15 protein-coding genes are annotated in these 14,132 nt (G+C 40.2%); 6 read left to right on the top strand and 9 right to left on the bottom strand.

The window, feature by feature from the left end; translation table 11 throughout:
* Positions 1-25: 25 nt before the first annotated feature.
* The 6 genes from BN161_RS10680 to BN161_RS10655 form a co-directional block, all read right to left on the bottom strand.
* On the bottom strand, positions 26-853 hold the full coding sequence (locus BN161_RS10680; protein WP_044265817.1) for an acyltransferase family protein: 828 nt from the start codon (positions 851-853) through the stop codon (positions 26-28).
* Positions 850-1,254, bottom strand: a complete 405-nt coding sequence (locus BN161_RS10675; protein ID WP_044265815.1) for a sugar 3,4-ketoisomerase — start codon at positions 1,252-1,254, stop codon at positions 850-852. Before BN161_RS10675 ends, BN161_RS10680 begins: the two co-directional genes overlap by 4 nt.
* 2 nt (positions 1,255-1,256) lie before the next feature.
* Complete coding sequence (locus BN161_RS10670; RefSeq protein WP_044265813.1) at positions 1,257-2,717, bottom strand: O-antigen translocase; 1,461 nt, start codon at positions 2,715-2,717, stop codon at positions 1,257-1,259.
* A 70-nt stretch (positions 2,718-2,787) separates the two neighbouring features.
* The gene (locus BN161_RS10665; protein ID WP_044265810.1) at positions 2,788-2,976 is read right to left on the bottom strand and encodes an N-acetylmuramidase domain-containing protein; all 189 of its coding nucleotides are present in this window, start codon (positions 2,974-2,976) and stop codon (positions 2,788-2,790) included.
* A 12-nt stretch (positions 2,977-2,988) separates the two neighbouring features.
* Complete coding sequence (locus BN161_RS10660) at positions 2,989-3,477, bottom strand: UpxZ family transcription anti-terminator antagonist (RefSeq protein WP_044265807.1); 489 nt, start codon at positions 3,475-3,477, stop codon at positions 2,989-2,991.
* 75 nt (positions 3,478-3,552) lie between these two features.
* Positions 3,553-4,089 (bottom strand): UpxY family transcription antiterminator, encoded by a 537-nt coding sequence (locus tag BN161_RS10655; RefSeq protein WP_044265805.1) that lies wholly within the window; start codon positions 4,087-4,089, stop codon positions 3,553-3,555.
* 749 nt (positions 4,090-4,838) lie between these two features.
* Between BN161_RS10655 and BN161_RS10650 the strand changes: the two genes are divergently transcribed.
* From BN161_RS10650 to BN161_RS10625, 6 genes are all read left to right on the top strand, one after another.
* Positions 4,839-5,084, top strand: a complete 246-nt coding sequence (locus BN161_RS10650; RefSeq protein WP_044265873.1) for a hypothetical protein — start codon at positions 4,839-4,841, stop codon at positions 5,082-5,084.
* Between the two features lie 229 nt (positions 5,085-5,313).
* Entirely contained in the window at positions 5,314-5,661 is a 348-nt protein-coding gene (locus BN161_RS10645; RefSeq protein WP_044265802.1) for an SH3 beta-barrel fold-containing protein, read from the top strand.
* A 69-nt stretch (positions 5,662-5,730) separates the two neighbouring features.
* A complete protein-coding gene (locus tag BN161_RS10640; protein WP_044265870.1) occupies positions 5,731-6,591 on the top strand; it encodes a DUF4373 domain-containing protein in 861 nt (286 codons plus the stop codon).
* A 252-nt stretch (positions 6,592-6,843) separates the two neighbouring features.
* The gene (locus tag BN161_RS10635) at positions 6,844-7,194 is read left to right on the top strand and encodes a helix-turn-helix domain-containing protein (RefSeq protein WP_044265799.1); all 351 of its coding nucleotides are present in this window, start codon (positions 6,844-6,846) and stop codon (positions 7,192-7,194) included.
* On the top strand, positions 7,184-7,918 hold the full coding sequence (locus tag BN161_RS10630) for an ImmA/IrrE family metallo-endopeptidase (protein WP_044265796.1): 735 nt from the start codon (positions 7,184-7,186) through the stop codon (positions 7,916-7,918). Before BN161_RS10635 ends, BN161_RS10630 begins: the two co-directional genes overlap by 11 nt.
* Positions 7,881-8,405: a hypothetical protein gene (locus tag BN161_RS10625; protein WP_044265793.1), complete on the top strand. Its 525-nt coding sequence runs from the start codon at positions 7,881-7,883 to the stop codon at positions 8,403-8,405. Before BN161_RS10630 ends, BN161_RS10625 begins: the two co-directional genes overlap by 38 nt.
* Before the next feature lie 91 nt (positions 8,406-8,496).
* Here the strand turns inward: BN161_RS10625 and thrC are convergent, their stop codons facing one another.
* The 3 genes from thrC to thrA form a co-directional block, all read right to left on the bottom strand.
* The gene (gene thrC / locus BN161_RS10620; protein WP_044265790.1) at positions 8,497-9,864 is read right to left on the bottom strand and encodes a threonine synthase; all 1,368 of its coding nucleotides are present in this window, start codon (positions 9,862-9,864) and stop codon (positions 8,497-8,499) included.
* A gap of 2 nt (positions 9,865-9,866) precedes the next feature.
* Positions 9,867-11,177, bottom strand: a complete 1,311-nt coding sequence (locus BN161_RS10615; protein ID WP_044265787.1) for a cofactor-independent phosphoglycerate mutase — start codon at positions 11,175-11,177, stop codon at positions 9,867-9,869.
* 97 nt (positions 11,178-11,274) lie between these two features.
* Positions 11,275-13,707, bottom strand: coding sequence for a bifunctional aspartate kinase/homoserine dehydrogenase I (gene thrA, locus BN161_RS10610; RefSeq protein WP_044265783.1), 2,433 nt, complete (start codon positions 13,705-13,707; stop codon positions 11,275-11,277).
* Positions 13,708-14,132: the final 425 nt, after the last annotated feature.

Here is a 14,132-nt window from a genome sequence, read left to right as displayed (position 1 = left end):
CCCAAATAGAGCATAGCTTTATTTGTTAACAAGCATGTAATCCCCCCCCATTTTTGTTAAATATAGCAAATAAAAGTATTAAAAAACTCATTGGAAACCAATAATAACAAGCTACATAAATCTTTGGGTCAATCAATGGAAAAAACAGTAATGCCAATATAAGCAATACAATAGGCATACATTCTATCAACGTTTTTTTGGTATATGATAAGCGTTTTAACTTATTAATCCATGCTATTTGATCCACATATTGATGTACATGATATAACAACATGCCTATAATAAAATCAACTAAGCGACTTAAAGGAAATATATAGAAAAAAGCATGAACTTTTCCTGCCGGTGTGAAATATAGAGCGGTAAAATATAAAAGAAACACTCCAAAAAGGAAAAGACACAGTCTCTTTTTACATATAAATACAAAACGAATCAACAGAGGGAAACTGACATAAAAGAAAAGCATATCAGCAAGACACCATGATACAGCATTCCCAGAAAAGTAATATTCAGAATCCGGTATCCAACTTTGAACCAACAATAAATTAGGAATCAATGCCCCCCACTCCGGAGCATGGGATGAAAATAAGCGAATAAAAACAAACAATATCAAACATAACAAATGTAATGGATAAAGGCGAACCAAACGTTTTTCGAGAAAGTCCCAATAAATAAATGATCGTTGCCGACACCTATTCCCGTAACCTGCCGACATTACAAAACCACTTAGTATTATAAAGAAGGAAACACCGCAAGAACCTCCTGCCTTAAACAATCCTGTACCATCTACCGGAAAATGATGCAAAAAAATCATTATGGCAAAAATAAAACGCCATGATTGAAGAGAAGATATCATTTATTAAAGGATAAAAATGTTTGATAATCGTAAATATAATCTTCTGCATTATAAGGAGTAGAGGCCAGAACTAAAGCCAAAGAGTTTGTAGAGAAATTATTCATCTCACGCCATAGACCTCCAGGAATATATAGCCCATAATAAGAACGATTCAAAGAAAAGATCTCTTTGTTTTTCCCGTCATCCAATACTACATCAAAACTACCGGATAAAGCAACAATAAATTCTTCATTTTCTCTATAAGCATGACCACCTCGTTTTTCACCGCCCGGTACATCATATATCCAATAAGTACGAACAATCTTAAAAGGTATGTTTTTATATTGCTCAATGATAGAAAGATTACCTCGTTTATCCAAAATCTTAGGTAAATCAATTATTTGACTATTCCGAATATCCATACTCAATTTATTAAACGTTTTTTTAATTCAAAAAAAGAATAAATACAAACAATGAGAATCACAATACAGCCAATCAGATACCGTAAGAGCACTGTTAAAAAAAACGATTCAGATACAGCATAAAAACATAAGAAGAAACATGTGATTAGAAGCACCTTAAAAAAAGTAGAAGAATAATTTATCTTATATCGCTTAAAAGCAACAAAAGCAACCCAAATAAAATAACTAAAATAGCAAAAAACAAAGGCATAGCCTATACCTAATAATCCACCAAAAGTATAACCCAACAAATAGGAAGGTAAAGTTATGCATTTGATACCTAATTCATTAAATAAATAGACCTTACCAGCCCCCTTAGCCAAAAAGACAAAAGAAATAGCCCAAGAACCGGCTTTCAACATGGAACCGACCAACAGCCATTTAGTCATTGGAACAATATCCATAAAATCGCTAGAATATAACAGATTGATAACAAAAGGCAGAAACACAACCATAGCAATAATCATAGGTGCCAGTATCAAGACTGCAATCTCACCTTGCTGATTAACAGCACTCATCATCTTCTGATTATCATCAGACACTTGAGATAGACGAGGATAATAATCCTTTGACATTGCCGTAAAGACTAAACCTAAATATTGAGCGTTTATCGCCCAACTTGCTTCGTATAAACCTGCATCCGCCAGGCTACCATATTGTGTTATAAATGTTTTGACTATAAATTGCACAAAAAAAACAGAGATATTACTTAAAGCCATCATAAAGCCCAACTTTACCGTTGGCAAACCTATTATAAATGATTCTTTAATGGTTTGATTGACTTTAACTGTCTTTATTTTCCTTGCATAGAGATAGCTGACTAAAGTTATAGATAAAGCTGACGATATTAAAGCATACGCTATACCACTTTCTCTAAAAAAATAAAACATTGGCACTGAACAAAGAAAGCCGATAAGAGCTCCATAGACATTGGCCAATGCCATGAATTTAAGCTTCCTTGTTCCTTGCAGCAAAGCATAATGGTTCGAGTATAATCCGGTAAAAAAAACTACAACAGCCAGTAAAGCAAAAGAAAGAACAAATTTATCTGAATTAAAAATCAGGCGGCTAAGCCAAGGGCTTAAACAAATAGTAACTAAAGCACCGAATAATCCGGTAAACCAGACCCAACGACTAATAGCTTTAATTAAGCGAGAAAACTTCAATATATCACTATCAGCACTGACAGTTGCTATTTCTCTGACTGCGCTACTTTGCAAACCTAAGTTAGTAATAGATGAGATTAAACTAATAGAAGTATTAAACAATCCCATTATGCCAAATCCGGTTGCCCCTAACCAAACAGCAACAAGTTTTGACTTTAAAATACCGATAAGGATAGTAACTACCTGAACACCACCAAATAGGCTAGTAGCTTTAAAAGCTGTTCGATATCCTTTTCTTTCGTTTGAATTACTATTCACGTTCTATGCCTCTTAAAACAAAATAAGCTAGCAGTCTAATGGGAGAACGATTAAGTATCTCCAAGAAGATTCACCCTTCAAATTTCCGATAAGCCACTTCCAACTTCACATTATACCTGTTCTGCACATACCCCAGACCATTATAGCATTTAGCAAACGTAACCCAGTCCTTGGATTGTAAAGCACGAAGCATCGGGGGATTATTTTTAATGAAGTTCGCGAAAAGAAGAAGAAGCTGTTTGTATTCGCTTTCACACATGCTATGCACTGACTAATCTTTCACTTCTTCCCAAGGATAAGGATTATCAATCACATTCAGAAACTCGGCAATAGCTTCCTGCTGTTCTGTTGTGAGCGATGATGAATCCCAAGAAGCGATGATTGCACGGCCTTCGTCAGCCAAAGGTTCGTCAAATACTTCACCATAGCAGGCGGTAAGCAGACGAAGTTTCAATAATGAAGCGGGAAGAACCTCAAGGATGTCCCAACAACGATCTAAAACTTCCTGAACGTGTTTCTGCTTCTCACCATGGTCGATAAATGAAGCACTATAACCCATCAGCAGTGCAAGACAGACATTCGCCTGCTCTTCGACCGTCCTCCCCTTAGTATCGGAATCATACAAGGCAGTAGTCAGGCGATAAACTTCACTGTTACGACGGGAAAGGTCATCGCTATAGATGGGACTCCCGTCAACACCCAAATACATCAGCTCATGTGCTGCACGCTGAAGGGCAGCTGTTTCTTCAGAAAGAGACATAGTTATTTTTATTTATGATTTCAGATTTATGATTTATCAACCGTCAACGATCAATCATTGATTATCAACAGCCAATTACTTGATGACTTCGATCAGGTCCGGATGAATGGTGGCCATGGCTACGGCAATGACGCCTTGTATCTCGACAACCACACGGCGGTCGCGGGCACCCTTCACTTTCAGGAAAATACCCTCCTGTCCCGCAAAGTCACCGCCGATGACACGGACTTTCGTGCCTTTAGACAGATTCAGCTCATCGGGCTGGAAATACAGGAGGTGGTCATTATAGGTACCCGCTACGGCGATGAAACGTTGCATCTCACTGTCGGGGATGATTATCTTCCGTCCACTGCGGGTATCGGTGATGTATTGCAGGTAACTGACTTGGGACTTCACACGCTTCACATCCGAAGGACGGGCATGGACAAAAAGCAGATTGTGGACAACAGGAACCAGGGCTCGAACTTTTCTACCTTTCCTTATGCTTACCTTGTATTGCATAGGGACGAAACAGCCCATTTTCTCTTTTTCAAGAAGACGCATAGCATCAGGCTCTCTACGGTAGGTGGCACGCATAGCATACCATATTTCACTCTCTTTATCCGCTTCCATTTCAGGGATTATTTCAGAAAAGGGTGTTCTCTCGGGGCTTTGAGACCCTCGCATACACTTGAGTTTCAATCACTTGCGAACGCTTTATGTAAGATATGACAAGCTTTGCGTTCCTCTTGTCAACTAATTTTTTATTGCAGTTCATTACCTTGAAGGTAAAAAGCTATAAACTAAAGACTTAAAGAGATAAAATATCTTTTAATCGTTCGTTTAATGGACGTAAATATTTGAGAAAAATAAGCGATTTAAAAAAGACAAAAATGAAAGGATATTAAATATATTTATTTTCAAAAGTGTTGCATTGATTATTAATCGTTTAACCTAAAACAAGAGCTTACTTGAAAATATTTTTATTAAACATCTTGCAAGTTCAAAAAATACCCATTATCTTTGTGCCCATTAAACGAACGTTTTTTAAACACCCCTCACTTCACCCATCAGACACCTGTATATCAATTAAATACGCCTTTTTACAGCACTTTCAAATGAACTTTTCCTATCAACCTCTTCCATTTTCAAGAAGAACGCTATACTTTTGCCATTTTTTTTACATTTTATATGTATTTAAATAATTCACTAAAAGAAAGAAAAATGGAACAAAAGAAAAAGGCTGAAAGCCTGGAAAAAAAGGGTCGGAAAAGGCAAAAAAATCAGTAACAAACAACACTGTATCAGAGACTAAGACTAAACCGGGACACCCTATAAGCATGGCGGTGGAAGGAATACGGTTTGAGGATCGGGAAAAGGGAATGAAAGGGTTACTCGATTGGAGAGAGAAGGGATACTTCGGTAATATAAACGAGATATCCATAAAAGCATTGGCTGACTGGGCAGCAAAAGGTCACATTTTCCTATCCAGACAACATAAACCATTATCAGCTAAAACAATAGAAGAAGAATTAGGAGAAATATGGAGAAGTGAATACCCCCATAAAGCAAGAGAAAAAAGGATAAAAGCAAACGGGAAAACAAAGAAATTAAATGACAATAATTAAATAGTTATATCCTACCTGTAATCCGCTATATCTTTGCCCACGCTTTAGCAAAGATTAAGCCCCGCAAATGAGAAGATGCCGCTTTTTCAAAAAAGTGACATCTTCTCTTTTTTATGCCCGACATAAACACCCGCTAAACAGTTGACAGAACAATTGACAATTGACAATTGACAATTGACAGTTGACAATGAAAAAACACTAAGTTCAAAATTAAAAAAATTAAAGCGCAATGAAAAAGCGAAAAAAGACCGCTTCACTCCACGAAGCACTCAAAAAGAGATGGAAGATACGTATCATGCTCGAAAAGGCTTATACGGAAGACGCAGCACAATGGATGACAGACAGGATCGAAAGCCTCATCGACTACATGCAGTACGGATATGCACTCGTAGCATACTACAAACAGGACGGAACATTCCGATTCGTGAAAGCGACTCTTCTACCCTACGAAAATAGTTTCCATCTGAAATACGACATAAAGCGTATAGAAGGACACATCGTATATTGGGATGTAGACCTGCACGCATGGAGAAGTTTCCAATTGGAGAATTTTCTGGAATGGAGACCGATTAATTGACAGTTGACAATTAAAAAAATCAGGTTCAAAATCAAGTTCAAGTTAAAATTCAATTTCAAATTAAAAGTTATGGCAATGACGTATGGAGGGATACAATATTATCCCATATCAGTGGTACTATTTGACGAGATATACATGGGGCTGATAGAGGCTAAGTTCGGAATGAAAGGCATAGCGATAGCAATGAAACTGCTATGCAAAATATACAAGGAAAACGGTTATTACCTGCAATGGGGTGAAGAGCAATGCACGCTCTTCACCAATAAGGCGGGAAAAGACGTAAACGAAGAGGAAATGCAGGGTATCGTGGATATTCTTGTAGAAAAAGGCTTCTTCGACAAAGAGAGTTACGAGAAACATCAGGTACTGACATCTATTGAGATTCAGAAAGTGTGGTTGGAGGCTACAAAACGTAGGAAAAGGGGGGAGATAACCTCCCTGCCCTACATTTTGGTGAAAACAGAAGATGAAAAGGGTGATAAAGGTGATAGAGGTGATAAGGGTGGCAAAGAAACGGACTGTACGCAAAATACACAGAATTGCATACAGGATGCAGCCGGCACAACCGAAAATGCAGACAATTCCGGACAAAGCAGAGTAGAGTATAGCATAGTAGAGGAAAATAGAGAACTCCCCCCTCTAACTCCCCCGCCGGGGGAGGACGTTGGGATATGGAGGAAATATTCTTTTATCAAATTTCCGGGGTACGTTTACAACAGGAACACCCATAATCTGGAATGCCTGCTGCTTTCACTGGACGAACTGCATATCAAAGACCCGGACGACATAAAAGCAATATTAAAGCTGTCCGATTACGGTCGCTTGGGAAATGAGATATGGAGAATAATACATAACACCAAGTGGACTGTGGTAAACAATAACGGGAAGTATCTCATCGCGGCATTGAGCAAGGCGCGAAAACAGGGGTAAAAAGCCGGAAATCAAGAGTAAAAACAAACACTGATTATCAGCCACTTACAAGAAGTTAACTTCCTGTCGACAAGGAGTTAACTTCTTGTTAACAAACTCCTAACTTCTTGTCGACAAGGAATTGACAACTTGTCGACAGGGTATAAAAATTAAATAAAAAAAGATCATAGTAATAAATGAACTTATTGTGGCATTATTTGTATATATCACAGAATAAACGTAATTTTGCCACAGAAATAAAAGGAGGTATCCATGAAAACAGTTAATCAAATTATCGGAGAAAACCTAAAAAAAATCAGAGAATCATCCGGGTTTACGCAAGAGCAGGTAGCCAAATCAATTGGCATAGAGCGCTCCACTTATAGCAATTATGAAGGAGGGGTAAGAGAAGTACCATATACTATTCTGGAAAATATTTCAAATCTATTTGGATGCGAACCTTATATATTGTTTGAAGATAACATTCAAACGGATAACGAAATATTGGCTACAGCTTTCAGAATCTCTGATTTGGAAGAAAATGATTTGAAGGAAATTGCTAATTTTAAAGATATCGTAAAGTCCTACCTTAAAATGGAACGCATCGCTCAAAATGAAGCCTAATAAATTTATCATAGAAAAACAAGTTTCAGAATTTCGTATGGATAACGGACTTAGTACCTCCGAAGCTATTACCTTAAAGAGTCTGCTTCTGAAACTGAATATCCTTACTGTTTTTAAACCTTTATCAGAAAACTTTTCCGGCATGTGCCTGAAAGATGCTTCCGAACACCGTTTTATGTTGATTAATTCCAACCAGCCACGGGGAAGACAGCATTTTACAATAGCTCATGAGTTATATCATCTCTACATAGAAGAAAGGCCAACACCGCATAAATGCAACCCCGGTTCCGGAAAAGATCCGATAGAACAAAGCGCAGATATGTTCGCTTCTTCCTTATTGATGCCGGAGTCCGGAATATTCCAACTTATTCCGGAAAAAGAACTAAGCACTAGCAATATATCAATTGCAACCATTTTAAAATTAGAGCATTACTTTTCTGTTTCCCGAACAGCTTTATTATATAGACTGCTTAACATGAAATTAATAACAGAAACTACTCGCTCTCATTTAGCTGAAATCGGAGTAAAACATTCGGCCAGATGCTTTGGGTACGATATTGCTTTATATGAACCTGCAAACGAAGGATTAGTTATCGGTGATTTTGGTGAAAAAGCCCGTTGTTTATTTGAACAGGACAAAATTTCAGAAGGCCACTATTTAGAATTACTCCATAAAATCAATATCAATGGGATGCAAGAAAACGAAGATAGTGCTCGATGCTGATGTAATCATTCACTTTATGGAGGCAGAATATTTTTCGTTACTACCGGAAATATTCCCTGAATACGAACTCCTTATATTAGATGTAGTCTACAATGAGATTTCAAGAAACTCAAAAACCAAAGACTTTATAGATAATTACCTCCTTTATATTCCTAAAATAAAGAAAGAGGCATTTTTACCTAAAGGAGAATCTATAAGAGAATACTTTCAGTTGCAAAGAACATTAGGTAAAGGAGAAAGCGCGTGCATGATTTATTGTCGGGAAAATCAAGACGTTTTGGGTAGTAGCAATTTAAAAGATATAAAAGAATATTGTTCCAGAAACAATATAACTTATCTGACAACACTTGATTTTTTATATTATGCGTATTACAGAAAAAAAATGACGATATCAGAATGTATGAACTTTATGCAAGCCGTAAATAAGGCAGGAAGTAAACTTCCGATTATTGACATATCACAATATAAGTGTAATGCAATAATATAATACAAAAAAGGAGAAGCAATAGCCTCTCCTCAGTATGTATTCCTCAGCTTTCAAGACTGTATTACCACTACAAACATTTCATACCCTGCTGTTACAGTGACATCAAGTACTTCTTGAAGTCAGCAAATTCCTTTGTCATCGACAGGCTTTGCTTTTCACCCTGCATAAAAGCTTTCAGTTTCGCAGGAATCTCTACGGTTTCGCCGATTATACCTTCTACGGTTTCGAGGAATTTTGCCGGATGTGCCGTCTCCAGGAAAACGCCAGTTTCACCGGATTTCAATCCTTCTTTCAGTGCACGAAAACCGCAGGCACCATGCGGGTCAAGCAGGTAATGACATTCTTTCCACGTCTCACGCATCGTTTCGGCAATCTGTTCATTGGTATAAGTGGTACCACTGATTTCAGCAGAAATGGCCGCATGACTGCCTCCATAAAGATCGAACACACGCGCAAAGTTACTCGGATCGCCCACATCCATAGCATTGGCAATGGTAGCGATAGAAGGACGTGGAGTATAAACTCCGGTTTGCAAATATTGATAGAAGATATCGTTACGGTTATTGGCAGCAATGAAACGCTTCACAGGCAATCCCATACGTTTACCAAACAATCCGGCAGTGATATTTCCAAAGTTACCGCTCGGAACACAGATAACCGGTGACAAGCTACCAGCTACCAGTGACGAGTGAGCTGCGCTGTCATGCTGCACAGTACTTGTAGCCCGTAGCTTGTCACTCGTAGCTTTCTTCAGTTGAGCATAAGCATAGAAGTAATAGAAAGCCTGCGGTAAGAAGCGTGCTACATTAATGGAATTGGCACTGGTCAGTTGCAGATGCTCATTCAGTTCCTTATCCATAAAGGCAGATTTCACCAACGCCTGGCAATCATCGAATGTACCGTCTATCTCAAGGGCCGTGATATTCTGTCCGAGAGTCGTAAATTGTTTCTCCTGTATTTCGCTGACTTTCCCTTTAGGATAAAGCACATATACATGAATACCCTCCACACCGAGGAAACCATTAGCTACCGCACTTCCCGTATCACCGGAAGTGGCAACCAAGACATTGACTTGTTTCTTACCTTCTTTTCTGATGAAGTATCCTAAAAGACGGGCCATGAAACGTCCGCCCACATCTTTGAAAGCAAGCGTCGGGCCATGGAAAAGTTCGAGTGAATAAATATCTTCCGTCACCTTCACCAAAGGAACATCAAAATTCAATGTATCGTAAACGATTTGTTTCAATGTTTCGGCAGGTACATCTTCCCCAAAGAAAGCATCGGCTACGCGATAGGCAATCTCCTGAAAAGAAAGAGTATCGATACTATCATAAAAATCTTGTGGCAAAGGTTTAATGCTATATGGCATGAAAAGTCCTTTGTCGGCAGCAAGTCCCTTCACTACGGCTTCTTCCAGACTGGCGTCGGGAGCTTGTTTGTTGGTACTGTAATATTTCATAATCAGCTTTTCATAAATTCATTAATAAACTCATCTTCCTTCAATAATCCGTAACTTCCTTCGCAAACAGACGCTTCATCAAAGGTCTGTACACTATCCGGTTCGATACCCGGATACCAGATGAAGAAAGGGATCGGTTCATTGGTATGTGTGCGAAGCTCACATGGAGTAGGATGATCGGGCAATACGGCAATAGCTACCGGTTCCTCCCAATCTTTCACGGCTTCATATATAGGACCTACAGCACGGCTATCCAGATTCTCGATCGTCAGAAGTTTTAAATCCACATTCCCTTCATGTCCGGCCTCATCGCTGGCTTCGATATGCAGATAGACAAAATCATCCGTCTTCAGGGCTTCCAGTGCGGCAGCCACTTTATTTTCATAATTGGTATCATACAGGCCCGTTGCACCTTCCACTGTCAGGCGACGCAAGTCCGCATAATATCCGATACCATTGATCAAGTCTACAGCAGAAATTACTGCCCCCCGTTTCACTTGTGGGAACTTATCAGACAAACGTTCCATTTTAGGACGATATCCGGGACTCCAGGGCCAAATACTATTAGCCGGGTCTTTCCCTTCCGCCATTCGCTTCTGATTCAACGGATGATTTTTCAAAAGCTCCTGCGAACGCAGGATAAGGTCATTAATCAAATCAGCGGTTTGTTGCGGAGTCAGGGGAGCAAGCGACGAGCTGCCAGCTATAGGTGACGAGTGGGCTGCGCTATCATCCTGCATAGCACTTGTAGCTTGTAGCTCGTCACCTGTAGCTGACTCACTTGTAGCTTTCACCAGTAACGGTCGGAAAGGTTTCAACGGCACATCGTGCGGTGGCGTACAATCAATACGCTTATCTCCACCTTTGATCACCAATAAATGACGGTACTGAACACCTGTGTGGAAACACACCCGTTCATTACCCAGATGTTCCTGCAAGTACTTCACCAATACATCGGCTTCTTCCGTTGTGATGTGCCCGGCAGAATGGTTTTTAATATGATCGCCTTCAATGCAAATGATGTTACAACGCATTGCCATCTCGCCCGGTTTCAGATCTACACCGATGCTGGCAGCTTCCAGAGGTCCTCGTCCTTCATAAACTTTCGGCAGGTCATAGCCCAGAACAGACATATTCGCTACCTCACTACCGGGATGGAAACCGTCGGCAACAGTCTTCAACCGTCCTGTACGCCCCATGCTCGCCAGTTTATCCATATAAGGCGTCTTGGCATATTGCATCAGCGTCTTACCGCCCAATGACTCCACAGGCCAATCCGCCATTCCATCGCCTAATATGATTATATGTTTCATTAAATTTATGATTTATGATTTATGATTTATAACCTATGAATGCGGAATAACACTTTACAATAAAATGCAACACGCATAAATTATAAATCATAAATCTTTAAACATTTGCAATACTCATGATATCCGCAAATACACCTGCCGCCGTCACTCCGGCACCGGCACCGTATCCTTGTATCATCATCGGATATTCTTTATAACGTTCCGTAGTCAGCAGAATGATATTGTTGCTACCTTCCAGACCATAGAACGGATGGTTTACACCCACTTCCTGCAGGCCGACTGATGCTTTGCCATTCTCCAGTTTAGCAACAAAACGCCAATGCTTGTTCTCAGCTTCCAGTACCTCGCGACGGGCTTCGAAGTCCGCATCCAGACTCGGCACTTTCTTCCAGAAATCATCCAGTGAACCTTCAAAGAAATCATCGGGCACGAACAGGTTCTTTTCTACATCCGACTGTTCCAGTCTGTAACCGGCTTCACGTGCCAGGATCACCAGTTTACGGATAACGTCCTTGCCACTCAGGTCGATACGCGGATCCGGTTCGGAGTAACGCTCTTCCTGCGCCATCTTGATGGTCTTGCTGAAAGGAATATCCGCACTGATCTTATTAAAGATATAGTTCAGCGTGCCACTCAGTACAGCTTCAATCTTCAATATCTTGTCACCACTATGGATAAGGTCATTGATCGTATTGATAATCGGAAGTCCCGCACCCACATTCGTTTCAAAAAGGTACTTCACACCACGCTGACGGGCGATCTGTTTCAATTCACGGTAGTTCTCATATTCCGAAGAAGCAGCAATTTTATTGGCAGCCACTACAGAAACGTTGTGTAACAACAAGTCTTTATACAAGGAAGCAACTGCCGCACTTGCCGTACAGTCTACAAATACCGAGTTGAAGATATTCATACCGATAATCTCATCACGCAAAGTTTCCAGCGTACTCGGTTTACCCTTCTCTGCCAGTTCTGCACGGAAATCCGTCAGATCGAAGCCTTCACGGCTAAACATAGCCCGGTCAGCGTCAGCGATACCCACAATATGTAGCTTCAATCCATTCTCCATCATCAACTTCTGCTGTTGACAACGGATTTGTTCCACCAGGCTGCCACCCACCGTACCGATACCACAAATAAAGAGGTTCAGTACCTGGTATTCCGACAGGAAGAATGAGTCATGGATAACGTTCAATGATTTACGCAATGATTTGAAATCCACTACAAATGAGATATTCGTTTCCGAAGCACCTTGGGCACAAGCTATTACATTGATACCGTTACGTCCCAACGTACCGAACAGCTTTCCGGCAATACCCGGGGTATGCTTCATATTTTCACCTACAATAGCTACCGTAGCCAGGTTCTTCTCTGCCTGTATCGGTGAGATCTCTCCCATTTCAATCTCTTTGGCAAATTCCTCGTTCAGCACTTCACAAGCCAGGTCGGCATCCGCATTACGCACACCGATAGACGTTGAGTTCTCCGAAGAAGCCTGAGATACAAGGAACACACTGATGCCATTCTTCGCCAACGCCTTGAAGATGCGGTAGTTCACACCAATCACACCTACCATACCTAGACCCTGCACAGTAATCAGACTGGTATCATTGATAGAAGAAATACCTTTAATCGCTTTCGTGCGCGGATCAGATACTTCCTGCTTGATAATCGTTCCCGTTCCTTCGGGATTGAATGTATTCTTTATTAAAATAGGAATATTCTTGTGGCAAACCGGATAAATAGTCGGCGGATATACTACCTTGGCACCGAAATTACAAAGCTCCGTTGCCTCTACATAACTCAGTTCGTTAATGGTATAAGCGGTAGAAATCACACGCGGATCGGCAGTCATGAAACCATCCACATCCGTCCAGATTTCCAATTGGTCAGCATCCAATGCCGCCGCAATAACCGAAGCTGTATAATCGGAACCACCACGCCCCAGGTTCGTAACATCTCCCGTCACCTTATCAGTAGAGATGAACCCCGGCACCAGTGCACGCTTCGGCAAAGTGCTGAATGTTTCACGAATCAGTTCATTCGTCAACTCAGTATCCAATACATACTTGGAGTGCTTCTTTTCAGTTTTGATAAACTTGCGTGAATCAAACCATTTGGCTCCCGTCAACTCTGCAACGATAATGGATGATAAACGCTCGCCATAGCTGACAATCGTATCGGAAGTCTTTTGCGAAAGATCCTTTATCAGATAAATACCCTGGAAAATATCTTTCAGTTCATTGAGCAGTTCACCAATCTGGCGTTGCAGTTCCACTTGCCCCTCACCTGCGGGAATCACTTCTTTAATCATTTCCACATGGCGGTAAACAATTTCACGGAACTCATTTTCGTAAGCAGCATCACCGGCAGCCGCCATTTTCGACGTGTTTATCAGCTTGTCTGTGATGCCCCCCAGTGCGGAAACCACCACAATTACCGGTTCTTCTACTGCTTCTACAATTCTCTTTACGCTCAAAATACTGTTCGCGGAACCTACGGACGTTCCGCCGAATTTTATTACTTTCATATCCTTTATTACTATTGATAAGGTTGATACAATGTGTCGGGAACAGGACGTATATGCCTGTATTGACTTGAATTAAATAAGAAAAACTGCTGAAAAATAGTGTAACACGTAGAAACACAAATACTATCCATTAACCCCTAAGGGTCATGGTCATGCACATGGATGTGACTGTATGTTGATAGTACTTGTTCATACTCTCTGTTTCTTTCATTATTGATAAGTGTCGCAAAAGTAATAATAAAAACATTCAATCTATCACATTTTGCGGTTTTTTTGTAATAAAAATATAGAAAGGCCTCAAAAGAGGCAGAAATATGCAAAAGGACGAAGTGTCATTTTCACACATAACTACACAAAAATCCAGTACCAGCGGCACAGTTTTTATAACATTTTGATATTAAATTCAAGATATATCATTATATTTG

It is taken from the genome of Bacteroides timonensis, assembly GCF_000513195.1.
Classification (GTDB): domain Bacteria; phylum Bacteroidota; class Bacteroidia; order Bacteroidales; family Bacteroidaceae; genus Bacteroides; species Bacteroides timonensis.
Note: the sequence above shows the minus strand (reverse complement) of the source record. Positions and strands in the feature narration are given on the sequence as shown.